This is a genomic window from Metabacillus idriensis (assembly GCF_050483325.1).
In the GTDB taxonomy this organism is placed as follows: Bacteria; Bacillota; Bacilli; order Bacillales; family Bacillaceae; genus Bacillus_P; species Bacillus_P idriensis_A.
In genome coordinates this window covers 61530-79499 of the sequence record NZ_JBCMYF010000014.1, presented here as the reverse complement: position 1 = coordinate 79499, position 17970 = coordinate 61530, and the positions used below count along the sequence as shown (strand labels likewise).

Below are 17970 nucleotides of genomic sequence, written 5' to 3'. Positions count from 1 at the left end.
GGAGGCAAGAGATGATGAACTTTGCAGACGAACACAAGGAAGAAATTCTAAAAACTTACAAGGAGCTGCATCAGCTTGCCGAGCCCAGCTGGGAGGAAGAAAAGACTTCCCGGTATTTAAAAGAAAAACTGTTGAATGCAGGCTTCAATGTCCAAACCTATGAAGGGCATTTCGGTTTTACCGCAGATCTTGAAGGTGAGCTGCCGGATATGATTGCTCTCAGGGCAGATATGGATGCCCTGGTTCAGGAAGTGGACGGCGAGATAAAGCCTAACCACTCATGCGGCCACGATGCACACAGCACAATGGTTCTGTTTACCGCACTGGCCCTTTCAAAACAGAAGCTGAAGCATACGGTCCGATTTATCTTTCAGCCGGCAGAAGAAAAGGCGGCTGGCGCACTTAAAATGATAGAGGAAAACGTACTTCAGAATGTGAAATTTCTTGGCGGCATCCATGTGCGCCCAGAGATGGAAATTCCGTTTGGAAAAGCCGCACCCGTTATTCTGCATAGTTCAACTGCAAGTATAAAAGGTGTTATAAAAGGGTTGCCTGCCCACGCTGCAAGACCGGAACTGGGAAATAATCCGCTTGAAGCAGCAGCCCAGTTAATCGTGGCGATACGTCAAATCCGCTTGAATGCAGCTGATCATTATTCGATTAAAATAACGGAACTGCATGGGGGAGAAGCCTCCAATTCCATCCCTGAGAACGCTCGCTTTACCCTTGATTTGAGAGCAGAATCGAATAACACGATGGACATGCTTCTTAAGAAAGCGGAGCATACGATTACAAAGACGGGAGAGTTAACCGAAACAGAAATCATTTCAAAGACAGAGGAATATTCACCGGCAGCGGTAAAGAATTCTCCTGCGATTGCGATTGCAAGAAAAGCGATCATCTCCATTCTCGGCGAAGAGAATGCTGAAAATGTCTGTGTATCTCCCGGGGCAGAGGATTTTCATTTTTACACGGCAGAGAATCCGGGAATTGCAGCAACAATGATCGGACTCGGCTGCGGATTAAAGCCAGGTTTGCATCACCCAAAGATGCAATTTAATCAAGAAGCATTAATTTATGGCACAAAGATTTTAACACAAATGCTGCTGGAGGCAGATCAGCAGCAATGGTAAATATGGAGGTTCATATTTTGAAAAAAGAAATACAGGAATCAATGATTATCCGCAATCTTCAATCAGTTAATGAATTGGAAGAAGTCAAACGCCTTGAAGCAATGATCTGGAGCATGGAGGATGCTGTGCCTGTTAATCAAAGTGTAGCTGCAGTGAAAAACGGCGGCTTTATTCTGGGGGCATTTATTAAAAAGGAGCTCATTGGCTTTCAATACAGCTTTCCGGGGTATGACGGAAAAAAAGTGTATCTCGTTTCCCACAGCTTAGGCATCCATCCAGATTACCGCACATTTGGTATCGGAGAAAAACTGAAAATGGCTCAAAAAGAAACAGCGCTGGAGATGGGGTATGACCTGATCACCTGGACTTACGATCCGCTGGAAACTGTCAACGGAAATCTGAACTTACATAAACTGGGGGCTGTTGCCACAGAGTATATTCCTGATGTTTACGGAGAAATGGCAGATCATTTGAATGCCGGGATATCGACAGATCGTTTTCTCGTCGAATGGCATTTGAATGAGCCAGCCAGAGCATATGCGAAAGAAGCAACTATTCCATATGCTCTTTATACATGTGAGAAAAATGATTTTCCTTTTCCGGTGAGAACAGACCTTACACTGAATAGTCCGCAAATTTTTGTCCCAGTGCCCGGACAATTTCAGGAAATCAAAACGGCGGATCTCAAGCTAGCTGAACAATGGAGAGAGAAAACAAGCGAAGTGTTTACCCATTATTTGAGTCAGGGCTTTGCAGTCTCCGATTTAGTCAGAGACAATCAGCACAACGGGCAGTATCTATACCTCTTAGTGAAAGGGGAAGGATGAATTGGAGATTAAGAGCATCATCCTCAGACAACTTAAAATGGATCTGCTGCATCCTTTTACAACAAGTGTCGGAACTGAGGAAGATAAGGATATTATCATAGTGGAAGTGAAATCGAAATCCGGGTTATCAGGCTTTGGAGAATCTGTTTCGATTACACAGCCAATTTATAATGAAGAAACAGTCAAAACAAACTGGCATATGATGAGCGATCATTTGATTCCCCTTCTTTATCAGGAGCCTGTCAGTCATCCGGATGAGGTGTCAGAGCGATATAAGAAAATTAGAGGAAACTATAACGCCAAAGCAGCGATTGAAATGGCTGTATGGGATCTCTTTGCAAAAGAGCAAAATATGCCTTTAGCAAAAGTGCTCGGCGGGGTAAAAGATAAAATTGAGGTTGGGGTGAGCGTTGGCATCCAGCAATCTCAAGGGAAGATGCTCAAACAAATTGAAAGGTACTTAAAAGACGGCTATAAGCGGATAAAAGTGAAAATTATGCCGGGCTGGGATGTAGAAATCATCAAATTAATCCGTCAGGAATTTCCCCAAATTCAGCTGATGGCCGATGCAAACTGCGCTTATACGCTGAACGATATAGAACATCTAAAAGCACTCGATGAATTTGGATTAACGATGATTGAACAGCCGCTTGATCATAATGATATCGTTGACCATGCGAGACTTCAGGCAGAGCTGAAAACGCCTATTTGTCTGGATGAAAGCATCCATACTGCAGAAGATGCCAGAAAAGCGATTGAGCTTGGAAGCTGCAGGATTATCAATCTTAAAATCGGAAGGGTCGGGGGACTTGCAGAATCCCTGAAAATTCATGACTTATGTGAGCGTCACAACATTCCGATGTGGTGCGGGGGAATGCTTGAAGCGGGAATCGGAAGGGCTCATAATATTGCGATAACGTCCCTGAGCAATTTTACTTTGCCTGGAGATACAGCTCCTTCCTCACATTATTGGAAACAGGATATTATCACACCGGAAGTGGAAATGAAAAATGGGTACATTTATATTCCTGAAACTCCGGGAATCGGGTTTGAACCTGACATGGAAAAAATCGAGAATATTACTTCTTACAGCAGGTTTTATCATTATTAATTATAGCAGCACAACCGAAACAAGAGAGGGAAGCCTTTCTTGTTTTTTAGTGTCTCAAGATCAAAAACCAATATTTATCCCGCTCATCTCTTCTTTTCAAGTATAATGATGATTCATGCGTTAAATACTTGAAAAAACACAAGAAAAAAATGAGGTTGCTAAATGAGTCATAAAAGCTTTAATGATTATAAATTAAGTGCGGAAATTGTGAGAGCGCTTGGTAGCTTGAATTATACGAAGCCTACAGAAGTTCAGGATAAAGTGATTCCTGTGGCTTTAGAAAAGAAGGATCTTGTCGTGAAATCACAAACAGGAAGCGGGAAAACGGCATCGTTCGGCATTCCGCTATGTGAGATGGTCGAGTGGGAGGAAAACAAGCCTCAAGCGTTAATTCTGACACCAACAAGGGAACTCGCTGCACAGGTAAAAGAGGATATCACGAACATTGGCAGGTTCAAACGGATAAAAGCGGCCGCCGTGTATGGCAAACAGCCATTTGACAGGCAAAAACTGGAGCTGAAGCAGAAAACACATGTGGTAGTGGGAACACCTGGAAGAGTACTTGATCATATCGAAAAAGGAACACTTGCTTTAGAGAAGCTGGAATATCTGATTATTGATGAAGCGGACGAAATGCTGAATATGGGCTTCATCGACCAGGTCGAAGCGATTATTGAAGAGCTGCCTGCGGACAGAATCACGATGCTCTTTTCAGCTACTCTGCCAAAGGATGTAGAAAATCTCTGTCATAAATATATGAAAAAACCAGTGGAAATTGAAATAAAAGCAGCTGGGCTGACGACTGCATCCATTGAGCATTCATTAATTGCAGTGAGAGAAGAGGAGAAATTTTCGCTTCTTAAAGCTGTTACAGTCGTCGAAAACCCTGACAGCTGCATCATCTTCTGCAGAACACAAGAGCAGGTTGATACTGTATTTAAGCAATTAGACCGCGCGAATTATCCTTGTGACAAAATTCATGGCGGTCTTTATCAGGAAGATCGTTTTGCTGTCATGAATGATTTCAAAAAAGGGAAATTCCGTTATCTAGTTGCGACGGATGTAGCCGCAAGAGGAATCGACATTGATAATATTACACATGTCATTAACTATGACCTCCCGCTTGAGAAAGAAAGCTATGTTCACAGGACCGGCAGAACAGGGCGCGCAGGGAAGACGGGAAAAGCGATAACTTTTGTTACGCCTTACGAAGAAAAATTCCTGGCTGAAATAGAAGAATATATCGGTTTTGAAATTCCTAGAAGACTGGCGCCATTGCGAGAGGATATATCTAAAGCAAAAGATGTATTTGAAGAAAAAATAACTTCTCGTCCTGTGATTAAAAAAGATAAAAGTGCTAACCTGAACAAAGGCATTATGAAGCTCTACTTCAATGGAGGCAAGAAAAAGAAAATCCGAGCAGTCGATTTTGTCGGAACAATCGCCAAGATTCCCGGAATGACAGCTGGTGATATTGGAATCATTACCATACAGGATAATGTTTCATATGTAGAGATTCTAAATGGAAAAGGTCCGGTCGTTTTGAAAGCAATGAAAAATACAACGATTAAAGGCAAGCTTCTGAAAGTTCACGAAGCGATTAAATAATAGCATAATAATAGCGAAAGTCCTGTTTTTTAGAAGGTCTTTCGCTTTTTAACATATGTTCAAATCCATTATTTTTTTTTATCTTCTATTTTCCCTTCAAGAGCGGCTAGTTCTTTTTTCTTTGCTTCTACCTTTTTATTTAATTCAGCAAGCTGAGTGTTCACGTTTGCTAAGTTTTCTTTTGCTTCTTTAAACTGGCTTTCAAACTTTTCTTTATCGCTTATGATAGCAATAACTTCATCATATTCTTTTTCCTCATCAATTCTTTCATCATTTATATCTTCAATTTCTTTTTTTAGAAAAGTTAGTTCCGTCTGTTTTTCTGCTATGACTGATTGGAGATTGTCATAACTAAGTTTTTCACCGGATATATCAGTGGTTGCTGAATTCTTGCCTAAAGAGAAAGAAAGAAAAAATAACATGGCGGCAAAAATCGGAATGGTTATCCAAAGCACAAATTTATTCACTTTCTGATTGGGTTCTGGAGCTGACAATAGAGTTCCCTCCTTCGCAGATTTATTCGTTTTGAATATTAATAATGGATAAAGTCTGTTTGTACAGGGGTTGTTAGAATGGATTGGAGTATAAATTATCCTATGCTGCCTGGGGAAAAAACGCTTCAATAAAAACGGGTTTAAATGACGTGATCATTTAAACCCGTTCATATATTTTATTCATCTTCACGAACCGTATCATCCACAATCGCAAACAGCTGGCGGTCAAACAAATCATCACTGCATAACAAATGTTCATCAGGAGTTTCTGCGATTTCTTTTAATTCTCCTTCATCACCTTTTGCATTAATGATCTCAAAAATCTGGTTAAGACCCTGTGAAGTTTGCTCGTCTTCTTGGTTTTCCCTTCGTTCTCGCTCTTTCAGGAAAATCAGCCTCCTTTTATCTGTATCATTTGCCGAAAAAGAAGAAATTACCCATCTGGACAATTGCATTTCTCTCTGAATACAGATATGGTTTGATAGATGAATATTTTAAAGTGTTGAAGGATGGGAATAAATTGGATAAATTTAGCCGAAAACCGGCATTTATATATACATTTGCATGTACAGAAGAGGAGATGTCCCTATGTCACTTGGAAATGCGTTCTTTTTTTGGCGTTCAGCCCGACGGATTCAGTCTGAAAAGTGAAGTGGGCATAGATCCTAGCAGAAGTCCTTTTATGAAAGAAAGACTCGAAGTCATCTACGAAGGAGACGAGCTTTCTGAGATTGTAAAGCAGGTTGAGCAGATTGATATCGGAACGGATACGTTTAAGATTATTTTTCTGAAAATCAATGATCTTGAAGATCACGAGCAAATCAGCTACCAGGAGCGCAGAAACATGGAGCGGCAGGTTGGCTGGCAATTCAAAGCTGAAGCAGATGTTCGGAATCCTGACCAGACATTTGGCCTGACAACTCTTGGCGGCCGCTGGTATTTCGGAAAGTACCGCAAAAGCGAACCGGTCTGGCTGCATCATTTAAAAAAACCGCGCGAATATTCCACCGCACTTAGCACTAGGGTTGCAAGAGCCGTTGCCAATATTGCTGTGCCAAACCCTGCCGGCATAAAAGCAGTCGATCCGTGCTGCGGAATAGGAACCGTTTTAGTAGAAGCATTATCCATGGGCATTGATATTGTCGGCCGCGATATTAATCCTCTGGTGACAGACGGCTCCAGAGAAAACATCGCTCATTTTGGCTATGAATGCGACGTCAAAACAGCACCGATATCAGAAATCACAGACACGTATGATGTCGCCATTATTGATATGCCCTATAATCTATATACTCACGCTACACCTGATGAGCAGCTGTCGATCTTAAAACATGCACGCCGCATTGCAGATAAAACGGTGGTTGTGACAAGTGAAACAATGGATCATATGGTTGAAGAGGCCGGGTTTCGCATTGCAGACCGCTGTACAGTGAGAAAACAGATGTTCAGCAGACAGATTTTGGTTTGTGAATAAAGACATACAAATTGTGGATACTAACTCTTTGAATCATACATAGGAGGTATCAGCAATGAGTGACCAAATGGAGAGCTCCTTTGAGAACAAATGGGTGCCGATGACATCTGTTGCAAGCGGACTGGAGTTCGATGTCCTGCCTGGGGTATATTGCTACACGAATCAAATTGTAAATGTTGTTTTCCTGAGAAGCGGAGACGACTGGTATTTAATTGACGCAGGAATGCCGCACTCTGCAGACACGATTAAATCAGCTTTCGAAGTACATGCAGGGGTAGAAATGGCGCCTAAAGCAATCTTGCTGACACATGGGCATTTCGATCACGTCGGCGGCATCATTGAACTTGTTGAACAGTGGCAGGTGCCTGTCTACGCTCATGCACTTGAACTGCCATATCTGACGGGTCAAAAAGATTATCCGGAACCTGATGGAAGTGTTGAAGGCGGGTTGATCGCCAAGATTTCACGGTTTTTTCCTAATGATGCCATCAATTTAACGGATCATGTTCAAGCATTAGGAGAAAATGGACAGATTCCGGGACTGCCAGAATGGAAATGGATCCATACGCCTGGGCACACGCCTGGCCATGTTTCTTTTTATCGTGAAGAAGACCGGACATTGATCGCGGGAGATGCATTCGTCACAGTCAGACAGGATTCACTCTACAAAGTATTCACTCAGAAGCAGGAACTTTCAGGTCCCCCAAGGTATTACACAACAGACTGGCAAGCTGCCTGGAACTCAGTGAAAACATTGGAAGCTTTGAAGCCATCCACTGCCATCACTGGTCACGGACTGCCTATGTCAGGAGAAGAGCTGAGAGGCGGCCTAGCCGAATTAAGCAGGGATTTTGAAAAGCTTGCCATGCCTGATCATGGGAAATATCTTCAATAGGATGCAGCCGGCACACTATGCACCGGCTGCTTTTTTATTTTTTCAAAGAAGGGTTATTTTACCTGAATATGGAATAGATACATAGTCTTACTTTGAATTAGGGAGAGAAGGAAATGAAGAAAATAGTCATTGGTGGCATGGGTGTCATATCAAGTGCTGTGCTGTTTGGATTAACACTTGTCGCAGCAGCAGTTTATTCACTCTATTTATCGTCTCCTGAAATCGGAGGAGGATTTGACTCTCGATTCGGTTTGTTTAGTACAGCACTAATAGAGATAGGCACACTCCCATTAATATTGAGCGCTTTGCTTTTTCTAGGGGCGGTATATTATGTAATTATTGGAATGAAGGAGCAGTGATTCATGAATGGAAGGCGTTTCTTTTAAAAGAGGAAGCGCCTTTTCAAATCCATATTTTTGTTGAATTCAGATAGCAGGAAACGTTTTTGAATAATAAAATTCGGTGTTAGTTATATATAATCATCTTAAATTTTAAATAGTGTCTATTACGTGCCGATAAAGCGAACAATATAAAATATTTATTAATTAATATTCGTATTTTTATTGATTATCCATCATTATTTTGTTATATTATCAAAGTAATTAATTTATATATCATTTCTCGTATATCCTCAGTAATATGGTCTGAGCGTCTCTACCTGGTTCCCATTGAAAGAACTGGACTACGAGTTAAAGTATTAGGCTGTTCAGCTTTTTTAGCTTTGGCAAGAAGTTTCTATTTTGCTGAATTTTTCATACTTTAACTTAGAGGTCTAGAAGGTAGAAATCATTCTGCTTTTTCTAGACCTCTTTTTTGTGTCAGAACCAGAAGCATTCAGATCATATTCAGACGGAAGCAGAAAAAGCAAATTGGACTAAATAAGGAGGATTTCATATTTAATACTGCAGAAATACAATCAGATGAGTCACACTAAGGAGAGAGAATTAATGAAAAACAAACAGCTGAAAAAATATGCCTCATTAGCAATTATCACCATATATGTATTAACAGTATTAGCAGGCTGCAGTACTGCTTCCCAGTATAAAGCTGCTAAAAAAGATGATCAAAGACCTATTCTTGTTCAAGGGCCAATGCCAATCGAAGCTGAAAATTTCGCAAAAAAGTTAGAAGATGTTAAAGAAGAAAAATCAGGGACATTTATATTTTACATAGGAAAATTGGACAACTATCCGGTTATCGTTGCAAAAACAGGCAAGGGTATGGAAAATACTGCAGCTGCTACGGCGCTAGCTATCGAAAGATATAATCCAATTGCAATCATTAATCAAGGAACTTCAGGCGGACATGATCCGAATTTAAACGTATTTGATATTGTTTTGGGGAAAAGAACGGTAAACTTAGGTTCCTTAAAAACAGCAGATAAGGATGAAAATCAAGGAATTGATCCAACAATTTGGAAACCAATGGACTTAATGGCTTCTGAAGGAAGTGCAGGAGAAGATCCTAATGCTGAAAAGCCGCGTTTCTATGAGGGCGATAAAGATTTACTTAAAGCTGCTAATGCTGTCAAAGATACATATACAAAAGGTAAAATTGTCGAAGGTACGATAGGTTCTGCAGACGTATGGAATAATGAAGTTGACCGCATTAAATGGTTTCATGCTAAGTATGGTTCGTCTGTAGAAGAAATGGAAGGCGCATCTGCCGCACAAATTGCCAAAGCTTATGATGTAGCATTCCTTGGTATCCGTGTATTATCTAATAATAAAGTAAACGGCGGTAAATATAACCCTGATACTGCTGCAGCAAATCAAGAGTATGTTTATGAAGTTGTTAAAAAGTATATATCTGATATCACGAGTAAGTAAGTTAGTTCAGGCTTAAGTGAATATAGATCAAGAGGCTGGGACAAAAGGTTTCCAACCAAAGAAAAATCCGAACTATTATGTGAAATTCCAACTTGAATTTCGTTTTAGTTCGGATTTTTTTCTTTGACTAAATGGTAGAAACCTTAAGTGGATTGCAGCGGATAAACTTGACTCCTGCGGGAAAATAGAGCGAAATGGAAGACCCCGCAGGCTCGCCGAGGAGGCTTCCACGCTCCCCGCAGAAAGCAAGTTCCTGCAGCGGAAGGGAACGGACATTATTTATCATGAAAGACAACAATCTATGCGAAAATAGCCATTTCTTTTAATGGTTTTCGCACACTTCAATGTTCGGCTTTCATTCAGGAGATGATTATTATGTCCCAGCCTCTTTGTAAAATCGTTAATTTTCCTCAGACTCGCTGACCTTCTCGATCTTCTCCACAAACATCTGATAAACCCTGCGCTTTTCTTCCAGCTCTTTTATATAAAGCTTCAGCTCATTGAATTTTTCTTCGAATGGCTTTTGATAGGTTGTTTTGATATTGTTTATGATTTCATCATTTATAGTAGATTGAATCACTTGCTTTGTAATGCCGAATTTATAGGAATATAGCTGTAGCTCGCTTTTGACCTTATCATATTCTGCGTCTATTTCATTCTTTTGCTTCAGCATGTCCTCTTTCCATTCATGCAGAGAATCTTTCACATATGATTCCATATTTACCCTCCTCAGCAGCTTGATTGCCTATGTATCTCAATACACTATTTATCATCTATGACAATTTTGTGGGGGTAATTGGGTGATTATCGTCCTTCTTCCCTGCTTTTGCTCCATGTTTATAGGCTGAATAGAACGGTTTCATCATATTGCTATTGGTCTATTATTCTAGTAAAATTTTTCCGATTATAGGAGAAAAGGTCAATTCTATCTAATCCAGATTGTGCTATCTTTAAATATGTAGAAAAAACAGAAAATTCTACATGTTCTTACAAATAGGAGGGGTAGTATTGGCAAAGTGGAGCAAGAAATTCGGAACATCACTTCTAGCAACAAGTTTGGTCGCAAGCCTTTTCGCGCCAGCTGCATTTGCGAAAGAACCTGTACCAACAGACGTTCAAACGGCGTTGTCCGCACCAATTGATCTGAACATTATCAATGAGGACCGTCTGGCAAATGCTTTGAAAAAACAAGGGCTCATTCCGCAAAAAGCAAGTGATAAAGAAGTCGCTATCGCTGTGCAGAAATATATCGAGAAAAAGCAAGGGGAAAAGCCAACAGTTGATCTCCATGAAGACGATCAGGATTCAAAACTGGAAATCGACAAGAAATCAAAGGATTTTTTAACAAAGCAAAAGGAAAAGCTGACAAAGCAATTAAATAAAGGCCATGAAAAGCTGGGCAAAAGCAAAAAAGACGGATTTGTAAATGTAAAACCGGCAAAACAGGCTAAATACAATGGTGCTGTAAGAGAAGATAAAGTCCTGATTTTGCTTGTTGAATTTGAAGATTTCAAGCATAACAATATTATCAAAGAAGACGGCTACATGTATTCAAATGACTTCAGCAAAGAGCATTATGAAAAAATGCTGTTTGGGGACAAGCCCTTTCAGCTGTTAGGCGGTAAAAAAGTACAGACTTTCAAGCAATATTATGAAGAGCAGTCAGGCGGAAGCTATACCGTTGACGGCACTGTTTCAGAATGGCTGACTGTTCCGGGCAAAGCAGCTGATTATGGAGATGACAATCCAGCAGGCGGCCATGACAACCTGGCACCGCTTGGACCTCGTGATCTTGTAAAAGAAACGCTCAATGCTGCAGCTGCCTCAGGAATGGACTTAGCTGAATATGACGAGTTTGATTTATATGATTTAGATGGAGACGGCAATCAAAACGAGCCTGACGGACTTGTTGACCATCTGATGATTGTACATGCTGGAACCGGGCAAGAAGCTGGCGGCGGCAAGCTTGGCAGCGATGCCATCTGGTCTCACCGCTGGACGTTGGACGGAGTATACAAAGTTGAAGGAACAAAAGCAGAAGTACCATACTGGGGTGGACAAATGGCTGCATTTGACTACACAATCCAGCCAGAAGATGGTGCAGTCGGCGTATTCGCACATGAATTCGGACATGATTTAGGTCTTCCTGATGAATATGACACGCAGTACAGCGGAAATGGCGAGCCGGTTGCTTCATGGTCCATCATGAGCGGTGGCAGCTGGAATGGCCAGACAGCGGGAACAGAACCGACAAGCTTCTCCCCGCAAAACAAAGAGTTTTTCCAAACTGTTATGGGCGGAAACTGGGCAAACATTCAAGAGATTGACTACACAGAGGTGACAGCTGAAGGAACAGCAGCATTCCTCGATCAGAGTGTCACTAAATCAAACAATCCAGGAATCGTGAAAGTCAACCTTCCTGAAAAACAAGTGAAAAGTACAATTCAGCCTGAATTCGGCGAAAAATACTATCACAGTACAAAAGGCGATGACCTTCACACTGTGATGGAAACACCTGAATTTGATTTAACAGGAAAAACAACCGCAGCATTTACTTACAAAGCAAACTATGACATTGAGTATGGCTGTGCATGTGACTACTTGACTGTAAGTGCAGAAACAGCTGACGGCACCAAAGTTCTTGAAGTCTTAGGCGGCGATGTTTCTGACGGCGACACTACTAAAGGAACAACCAATGGAGCATGGATCGACAAATCCTATGATCTCAGTGAATTTGCCGGTAAAAAAGTAAAACTGGTATTTGATTACTTAACAGACGGTGGCCTTGCACCTGAAGGATTTGCTTTAGACAATGCCATTCTTACTGCTGATGGCGAGGAGCTATTCACCGACGATGCAGAAGGCACACCTAAATTTACATTAGACGGCTTCAAAGCATTTAACGGAACATTCTTTGCAAAACACCATTACTACCTGGAGTGGAGAAACTACGCCGGATCTGACAAAGCATTAGCTTTCTCCCGCGGACCTAAATACAATACAGGCATGGTCGTCTGGTATGCAGATGACAGCTACTCAGACAACTGGGTTGGCGTGCATCCTGGTGAAGGGTTCCTTGGAGTCGTTGACTCTCATCCTCAGCCATTATACGGGTTGCTTGACGGGAAACTGACTACAGCACAATCAACACGCTATCAAATTGCAGATGCAGCATTCTCATATGACAAATCTGCTTCATGGTACGTAGACAGCCCGACACGCGGCGAATACAGCTACAACGGATTAAAAGGAGTCACATTCTTCGATGACTCAAGATCATACATGAATGAAGTTATTCCAGACGCTGGACGAAATGTTCCAAACTACGGCCTGAAATTCCAGGTTGTAGGCGAAGCGAAGGATAACTCTGCTGGAGCCGTCTGGATCCGCAAATAAGAATTATGAGTGAAGAAGCTGGGACAAAATTCAGATAGGCAAAGAAAAATCCGAACTGGGAGTTAATAGTTCGGATTTTTTCTGTATAAAAGGTTCTATAGCCATAATTTTTTTGTTGGATATTTGATGTCCCATACTCAGTTGTGGCGCCACTCCCCGGAGTGCTGCCACTTTTCAGGTGGTGTCTTCTCAGTTGTGGCGGAATTCCCCGGAGTGCTGCCACTTTTTCAATGTGGAGCTACCTCAAACAGTGCTGTCAATTCTTCTTATCCTTTCCTGTATTTTCAGGATTAAATCGTGTTCTGAGAAACGTTAGAAATTGAACAACAAGGTTTCTCCCCGCCACTTTCTTTTTTTATTCTGACGTTTACTAAATGGACTATTAATAAAAATCCAAACCAGCAAACTCAAGTTTGTATTATACTGTAAGAAAAAAGAACTGACAGAAACTTTTGAAAAGTTACCGGGAGGCAGCATGTTTTATTCTCTTAGAAATCGGTTGTTCATCATTTTTACAATTCTCCTGACCGTTCCATTCCTTGTTTTATCCCTTCTCATTCCGGCTTGGTTTACATCCGTGATTGAAGATCAGACGAAGGATTCAACAGTCGAAATGATGGAGCAGTACTCCATCTATATTAACTCGGTCACCTCGCAGGCAGAGGATTTGGGAAAGCAGGTACTGGTCAATCAGGCAACTCAGGAGTGGCTGCAATCTGAAAGTGATCCTGCTGTTCAATCTTCTGAACGGCTGCTGATCAAAAATCAGCTGAAAATGCAGCTTTCTTCCATGATGATTAATAATTCAAACGGGATGGACATTTCTGTTTATTTAAACGATGGGACAGGGACCTGGGGGGATAACCCCAAGCTTGCTGAAACAGAATGGTATAAAGAGTTTTCAAAGGGCGAAAAGCGCTGGGTCAACCATCACCGTGACCCGTATCAGCTGCACCAGACGATGAGAGAAACAGAGATTAACAGTTATTTAATTCCGCTTTTTGATATGCAGATGCTTGATTTATCCGGAATTATCAAAGTCAGTTTTCCATCTTCGCTGCTTGAAACGGCACTTGGAAAAATCAAGCTCGGCGAAAATGGAAGAGTTTATTTGCTGGATGATAACGGAGAGAACGTGCTGACCGGAAAGATGGAGACCCCGGCTTCCGTATTAAATGACAGCCTCGGAAAAATTCATCGAATGGAGCAGTTTAATGGATTAATAGAATCAGCGTACAGCGATGAAGACTATCTTGTCTTTTTTCAAAAGCTGAAGATAGGCAATTGGACGCTGGTGAGCGAAATCACGAAGTCTGAGCTGTTTGCAGAAATTGACAGGCTGCAGCAGAAATTATTGATTTTCAGCGGATTGATCTTTCTGCTGACGATCCTTGCCTCTTATGTGCTCTCTTCAAATATTGTCCGTCCGCTTGGAAAGCTCATAAATGCGATGAAATTCGTTGAAAAAGGAGATCTTGAAGGAGCAAAGACATTTATGCCGACGATTAAATCCTATAATCATGAGGTCGGGTATGCGATAAAGGTGTTTGATCATACGATCAGGAAACTGAATGAATTGATTAAAACAGAATATAAGGCGAACCTCCGAAGGAAAGATGCTGAATATAAAGCACTGCTTCTCCAGATCAATCCCCACTTTTTGAACAATACACTTGAGGTGATCGGCAGTCTTGCGCTGCAGAATAAACAGAAAGAGGTTTTGGATGTAAGCATCTACCTTGGCAGAATGATGAGATACTCATTAAACACGAAAACAGACATTGTCAGGTTAGGGGAAGAGCTTGCCTATATCCGGGATTTTATTGAAATTGTGAAGCTTAGGTACGATGGTGCTATTATGTTTAGAATTGAGGACGATCCGGCAGCTGCTTCCTTCCCAATCTGTAAATTTATTATCCAGCCGCTTGTTGAAAATGCGGTGAAGTATAGTTTGGCGGAAAAAACATCTGCAGAAATCCTGATTCGGACGGAATGGAGAGAAAATAAGTTAACCATATTAATCGAAGACGATGGCATAGGCATGTCTGAGGAATTGATTTCACAGCTTTTGGATGAAGAAAAAGAATATGAAACGATGGGTGTATTGGACAGCGGGGGGAGCAGCATAGGCCTGAGAAATGTGATTGGCAGGCTGAAACTTTATTATGGCAGCCGCTTTTCAATCGAAATCTTTTCAGAAAAGGGCATTGGGACAAGAATTGCATTATGTATAAAGGGAAACGAGGGGGATATACATGATGAAGGTCATTATAGCGGACGATGAAATTCAAGTCCGCAGAGGGCTGAAAATGAAAGCAAACTGGGAAGAAGAGGGATTTCAAATTGCAGGAGAAGCATCAAACGGAAAGGAAGCCCTCCAATTAGTAGAGGAAAAAAAAGCAGATCTGGTGATAACGGACGTACGGATGCCTGTCATGGACGGGATTGAATTTGCGGGAAGGTGCAGCAGGGAATATCCTCATGTAAAAGTCATTGTGTTATCGGGATACTCAGATTTTGATTATGTTCGATCTTCTCTTATTGAAGGTGTGAAAGATTACTTGCTTAAGCCTGTTGCTCCCAATGAGCTGGCAGAGGCTTTGAGAAGAGTGAAGGATGAAATTGTTCTTGAAAAAAAGAAGCTGCTTGAAACAGAAAAAGTGGCGAGGCTTGTTCACACACAGCTCGAAGAAATGAAAGAGCAATATGTGCTGCAGCTGGTAAAGGAAGAATGGTCTGAACCAGCTGCGGCAGAAAGACTCCATCACCTCAATCTGGGCTTTCTGGCGGAGGATGAAATGCAAGTTCAATTCTTCACTGTTGAACTTAGGGCGTCAGCTCAGCAATCAGTAAAAGAACTCTGGCTCCCGTTCAGGATGCTCTGCAAAGAAATGGCTGATCAGGATAAAGGAACTTGTATTTTTTATGATGCGGGCTATGCAAACATGCTTCATTTTCTTCATTGTAAAGATAAAAAAACGCCTTTAGAAACGTCGAGTATGGTGAAAAAGGTGCAAACTTATGTTAGAAAATATCTCCAAGCTGAGACAGTGATTGGAATGGGAAAACCGGTAAGTGTGACAGAGTTAAAGACAGGCTATATTTCTTCCCTGCTTGCGTGGAGTCAGAGTGATCCTTGTGCAAAATCACAAATAATCGATGGTACGCACCATAAGAAGGTTTTCGAACTTTCGCCTGATCAGGAGAAAAAAGCAGCAAACATCATTGAAAATGGCAGTTTACAGGAATGCAGCAAGCTGATATTTGATCTTTTGAATGAAGCAAAAAACAAGTCTATGCTGTCTTTCTCGTTTGCAGCCAACAGGCTTCTCCTGATGCTTGAATCACTTGCTGCGAAATATGATATGGACAGAACGGACATAAATCAAACAATGTGGACATGCCAGCAGAGTATCGGAGAATTGACTGCCCATGAAAAAGTCATTGAACAAGTAACGGCTTTTGCTCACAGAATTATTCTTCTTGTAAGCAAGTCACGTTCTTCGCCCAATGGTTTAGCCATCGTTGAAAATGTCCGCCGCTACTTGGATCTGAATTATGCAAATGAAGTAACGCTGACCTCGCTTGCTGAGCAATTTCATATTAATAGTGCCTACTTATCTGAACTTTTTAAGCTTCATATCGGTCAGAACTTCAGTGATTATTTAGTGGAAGTGCGAATGAAGCATGCATGCGGACTGTTAAAAGACAGACAGCTGAAAGTGATTGATATTGCATACTTAACAGGCTATTCCAATTCAGGCTACTTCAGCACCGTCTTTAAAAAACACGTTGGACAGACACCGGCAGAATACCGGAAGACTGCTTTGAACCTGGATGAAATGGCAGGCAGGGAAAGATGATGAAAAATAGAGTCCTTATTTTTACAATACTCATTTTGCTATTCATTGCAGCAGGATATTATGCTTTTTCATCATTTAGCTTGTTTTCAGATGAGGAAAAGAACAATCAGCTGCCAGCTGAGAAATCAGAGAACATTGAACTTACTTTCTGGAGAAATTATGGCACCAAGCTAGAAAATGAAGCTTATAAAGAACTGATTTCGGCCTTTGAATCCTCCCACCCCGGCATCACCATTAATATGAATGCCATCCCTTATGGGGACTATGAATTAAGATTGAGGACGGAAATAGCGGCAGGAAGTCCGCCTGATATTATGTCGATCGACAGTCCTAACCTGGCGCTCTATGCCAATTCAGGTGCGCTATTGTCGATTGACAGGGAAATGAAAGAAGAAGGGCAAATCGAGGATATTCCTTTTTCAACACTTGAAGGCATGAAATTTAAAGATGAAATCTATTTGTCTCCCATTGCAGAATCCGGTGTGGCCTTATTTTATAACATTGACCTGTTTAAAAAAGCGGGATTGCCGCTTCCGTCCAAGGACCCGGCTGATCCGATGACATGGGGCGAAGCGGTGGAACTTGCACAAAAAATCAATGATCCAGGGAATCAAATCTACGGAATTGATCCTGGCCAGGGATTCAGCGACGGAGAATCTCCTGCCTACTTCAAAACGCCATTATTATGGCAATTCGGTGCAGATGTTCTCAGTCCTGATGGAACTACTGCCATGGGGTATCTTAATTCGGAAAATGCGGTAGAAGCCCTGCAATTATATCAGGATCTCTATCACCGCTACAAAGTGGCAGCTGTTGAGCTGCCTCCAGATCCATTTGTAACAGGGCATCTGGGCATGTCTGTCCTGGGATCATGGATGCTTGAGGAAATCGAACGGAACTATCCGGATTTCAAACTAGGGGAGGACTATGGAGTAGCTCCTTTACCTAAAGGAGACCATCAAGTTACTCCAAATGGAGGCTGGGCCCTCGGCATCTCAGCTAAATCAAAGCATCCGCAAGAGTCATGGGCGTTTATCAAGTATATGACGAGCTTTGAAGGTTCAAAAAAATATGTCGAAATAACCGGCGACATGCCAGCGAGATTTTCCGTCTCAAAAGCATTTCCCGAGCTGACAGCCTATCCGAAAAACATCTTTGTGCAGCAGGCATTAAAGTATTCAAAAAACCGGCCAGTTTCACCGGCATACCCTGTCATCAGCGATGCTCTTAAGGAATTATTTGAAGACATCGGCATAGGGGGAAAAGATGTTAAAGCATCTGCTGATAAGGCTGTGGCTAAAATTAATGGCGGATTGGAAGATATTGATGAAAAGAAATGA

15 protein-coding genes and 1 riboswitch are annotated in these 17970 nt (G+C 41.6%); of the genes, 12 read left to right on the top strand and 3 right to left on the bottom strand.

What is annotated here, in order from left to right; translation table 11 throughout:
* Positions 1 to 11 precede the first annotated feature (11 nt).
* From ABEQ24_RS10000 to ABEQ24_RS09985, 4 genes are all read left to right on the top strand, one after another.
* The gene (locus ABEQ24_RS10000) at positions 12 to 1133 is read left to right on the top strand and encodes an amidohydrolase (protein ID WP_430006652.1); all 1122 of its coding nucleotides are present in this window, start codon (positions 12 to 14) and stop codon (positions 1131 to 1133) included.
* A 17-nt stretch (positions 1134 to 1150) separates the two neighbouring features.
* A complete protein-coding gene (locus ABEQ24_RS09995; protein ID WP_430006651.1) occupies positions 1151 to 1960 on the top strand; it encodes a GNAT family N-acetyltransferase in 810 nt (269 codons plus the stop codon).
* Position 1961: 1 nt separating this feature from the next.
* Entirely contained in the window at positions 1962 to 3071 is a 1110-nt protein-coding gene (menC, locus tag ABEQ24_RS09990; RefSeq protein ID WP_430006650.1) for an o-succinylbenzoate synthase, read from the top strand.
* A 162-nt stretch (positions 3072 to 3233) separates the two neighbouring features.
* Positions 3234 to 4679, top strand: a complete 1446-nt coding sequence (locus ABEQ24_RS09985; protein WP_430006649.1) for a DEAD/DEAH box helicase — start codon at positions 3234 to 3236, stop codon at positions 4677 to 4679.
* A 68-nt stretch (positions 4680 to 4747) separates the two neighbouring features.
* Here the strand turns inward: ABEQ24_RS09985 and ABEQ24_RS09980 are convergent, their stop codons facing one another.
* Both ABEQ24_RS09980 and ABEQ24_RS09975 read right to left on the bottom strand, forming a co-directional pair.
* Complete coding sequence (locus ABEQ24_RS09980; RefSeq protein ID WP_430006648.1) at positions 4748 to 5173, bottom strand: hypothetical protein; 426 nt, start codon at positions 5171 to 5173, stop codon at positions 4748 to 4750.
* A 176-nt stretch (positions 5174 to 5349) separates the two neighbouring features.
* On the bottom strand, positions 5350 to 5622 hold the full coding sequence (locus ABEQ24_RS09975) for a hypothetical protein (RefSeq protein WP_430006647.1): 273 nt from the start codon (positions 5620 to 5622) through the stop codon (positions 5350 to 5352).
* Positions 5623 to 5753: 131 nt separating this feature from the next.
* Between ABEQ24_RS09975 and ABEQ24_RS09970 the strand changes: the two genes are divergently transcribed.
* From ABEQ24_RS09970 to ABEQ24_RS09955, 4 genes are all read left to right on the top strand, one after another.
* Positions 5754 to 6647 (top strand): TRM11 family SAM-dependent methyltransferase, encoded by an 894-nt coding sequence (locus ABEQ24_RS09970; RefSeq protein WP_430006730.1) that lies wholly within the window; start codon positions 5754 to 5756, stop codon positions 6645 to 6647.
* A gap of 55 nt (positions 6648 to 6702) precedes the next feature.
* Positions 6703 to 7542: an MBL fold metallo-hydrolase gene (locus tag ABEQ24_RS09965; RefSeq protein WP_430006646.1), complete on the top strand. Its 840-nt coding sequence runs from the start codon at positions 6703 to 6705 to the stop codon at positions 7540 to 7542.
* A gap of 113 nt (positions 7543 to 7655) precedes the next feature.
* A complete protein-coding gene (locus ABEQ24_RS09960) occupies positions 7656 to 7901 on the top strand; it encodes a phosphatase (RefSeq protein ID WP_430006645.1) in 246 nt (81 codons plus the stop codon).
* A gap of 242 nt (positions 7902 to 8143) precedes the next feature.
* Positions 8144 to 8247, top strand: a riboswitch (purine riboswitch).
* Positions 8248 to 8489: 242 nt separating this feature from the next.
* Positions 8490 to 9371 (top strand): 5'-methylthioadenosine/S-adenosylhomocysteine nucleosidase, encoded by an 882-nt coding sequence (locus ABEQ24_RS09955; RefSeq protein ID WP_430006644.1) that lies wholly within the window; start codon positions 8490 to 8492, stop codon positions 9369 to 9371.
* Between the two features lie 400 nt (positions 9372 to 9771).
* Here ABEQ24_RS09955 and ABEQ24_RS09950 read toward each other — a convergent pair whose 3' ends face one another.
* A complete protein-coding gene (locus tag ABEQ24_RS09950; protein WP_070875801.1) occupies positions 9772 to 10089 on the bottom strand; it encodes a hypothetical protein in 318 nt (105 codons plus the stop codon).
* Positions 10090 to 10379: 290 nt separating this feature from the next.
* Between ABEQ24_RS09950 and ABEQ24_RS09945 the strand changes: the two genes are divergently transcribed.
* The 4 genes from ABEQ24_RS09945 to ABEQ24_RS09930 all read left to right on the top strand — a co-directional run bounded on the left by ABEQ24_RS09945 (position 10380) and on the right by ABEQ24_RS09930 (position 17970).
* Positions 10380 to 12767, top strand: coding sequence for an immune inhibitor A domain-containing protein (locus ABEQ24_RS09945; protein ID WP_430006643.1), 2388 nt, complete (start codon positions 10380 to 10382; stop codon positions 12765 to 12767).
* A 475-nt stretch (positions 12768 to 13242) separates the two neighbouring features.
* A complete protein-coding gene (locus tag ABEQ24_RS09940) occupies positions 13243 to 15051 on the top strand; it encodes a cache domain-containing sensor histidine kinase (protein ID WP_430006642.1) in 1809 nt (602 codons plus the stop codon).
* Positions 15023 to 16630 carry a response regulator transcription factor gene (locus tag ABEQ24_RS09935; protein WP_430006641.1) on the top strand — a complete coding sequence of 536 codons (1608 nt, stop codon included), beginning with the start codon at positions 15023 to 15025 and terminating at the stop codon, positions 16628 to 16630. Before ABEQ24_RS09940 ends, ABEQ24_RS09935 begins: the two co-directional genes overlap by 29 nt.
* Complete coding sequence (locus ABEQ24_RS09930) at positions 16627 to 17970, top strand: ABC transporter substrate-binding protein (RefSeq protein ID WP_430006640.1); 1344 nt, start codon at positions 16627 to 16629, stop codon at positions 17968 to 17970. Before ABEQ24_RS09935 ends, ABEQ24_RS09930 begins: the two co-directional genes overlap by 4 nt.

Bases quoted from the DNA above. Each gene is read 5' to 3' on its own strand.
- ABEQ24_RS09955 (WP_430006644.1), top strand. From the start codon at position 8,490: ATGAAAAACAAACAGCTGAAAAAATATGCCTCATTAGCAATTATCACC.
- ABEQ24_RS09950 (WP_070875801.1), bottom strand. From the start codon at position 10,089: ATGGAATCATATGTGAAAGATTCTCTGCATGAATGGAAAGAGGACATG.
- ABEQ24_RS09970 (WP_430006730.1), top strand. From the start codon at position 5,754: ATGTCCCTATGTCACTTGGAAATGCGTTCTTTTTTTGGCGTTCAGCCC.
- ABEQ24_RS09935 (WP_430006641.1), top strand. From the start codon at position 15,023: ATGATGAAGGTCATTATAGCGGACGATGAAATTCAAGTCCGCAGAGGG.
- ABEQ24_RS10000 (WP_430006652.1), top strand. From the start codon at position 12: ATGATGAACTTTGCAGACGAACACAAGGAAGAAATTCTAAAAACTTAC.
- ABEQ24_RS09930 (WP_430006640.1), top strand. From the start codon at position 16,627: ATGATGAAAAATAGAGTCCTTATTTTTACAATACTCATTTTGCTATTC.
- ABEQ24_RS09965 (WP_430006646.1), top strand. From the start codon at position 6,703: ATGAGTGACCAAATGGAGAGCTCCTTTGAGAACAAATGGGTGCCGATG.
- ABEQ24_RS09985 (WP_430006649.1), top strand. From the start codon at position 3,234: ATGAGTCATAAAAGCTTTAATGATTATAAATTAAGTGCGGAAATTGTG.
- ABEQ24_RS09940 (WP_430006642.1), top strand. From the start codon at position 13,243: ATGTTTTATTCTCTTAGAAATCGGTTGTTCATCATTTTTACAATTCTC.
- ABEQ24_RS09960 (WP_430006645.1), top strand. From the start codon at position 7,656: ATGAAGAAAATAGTCATTGGTGGCATGGGTGTCATATCAAGTGCTGTG.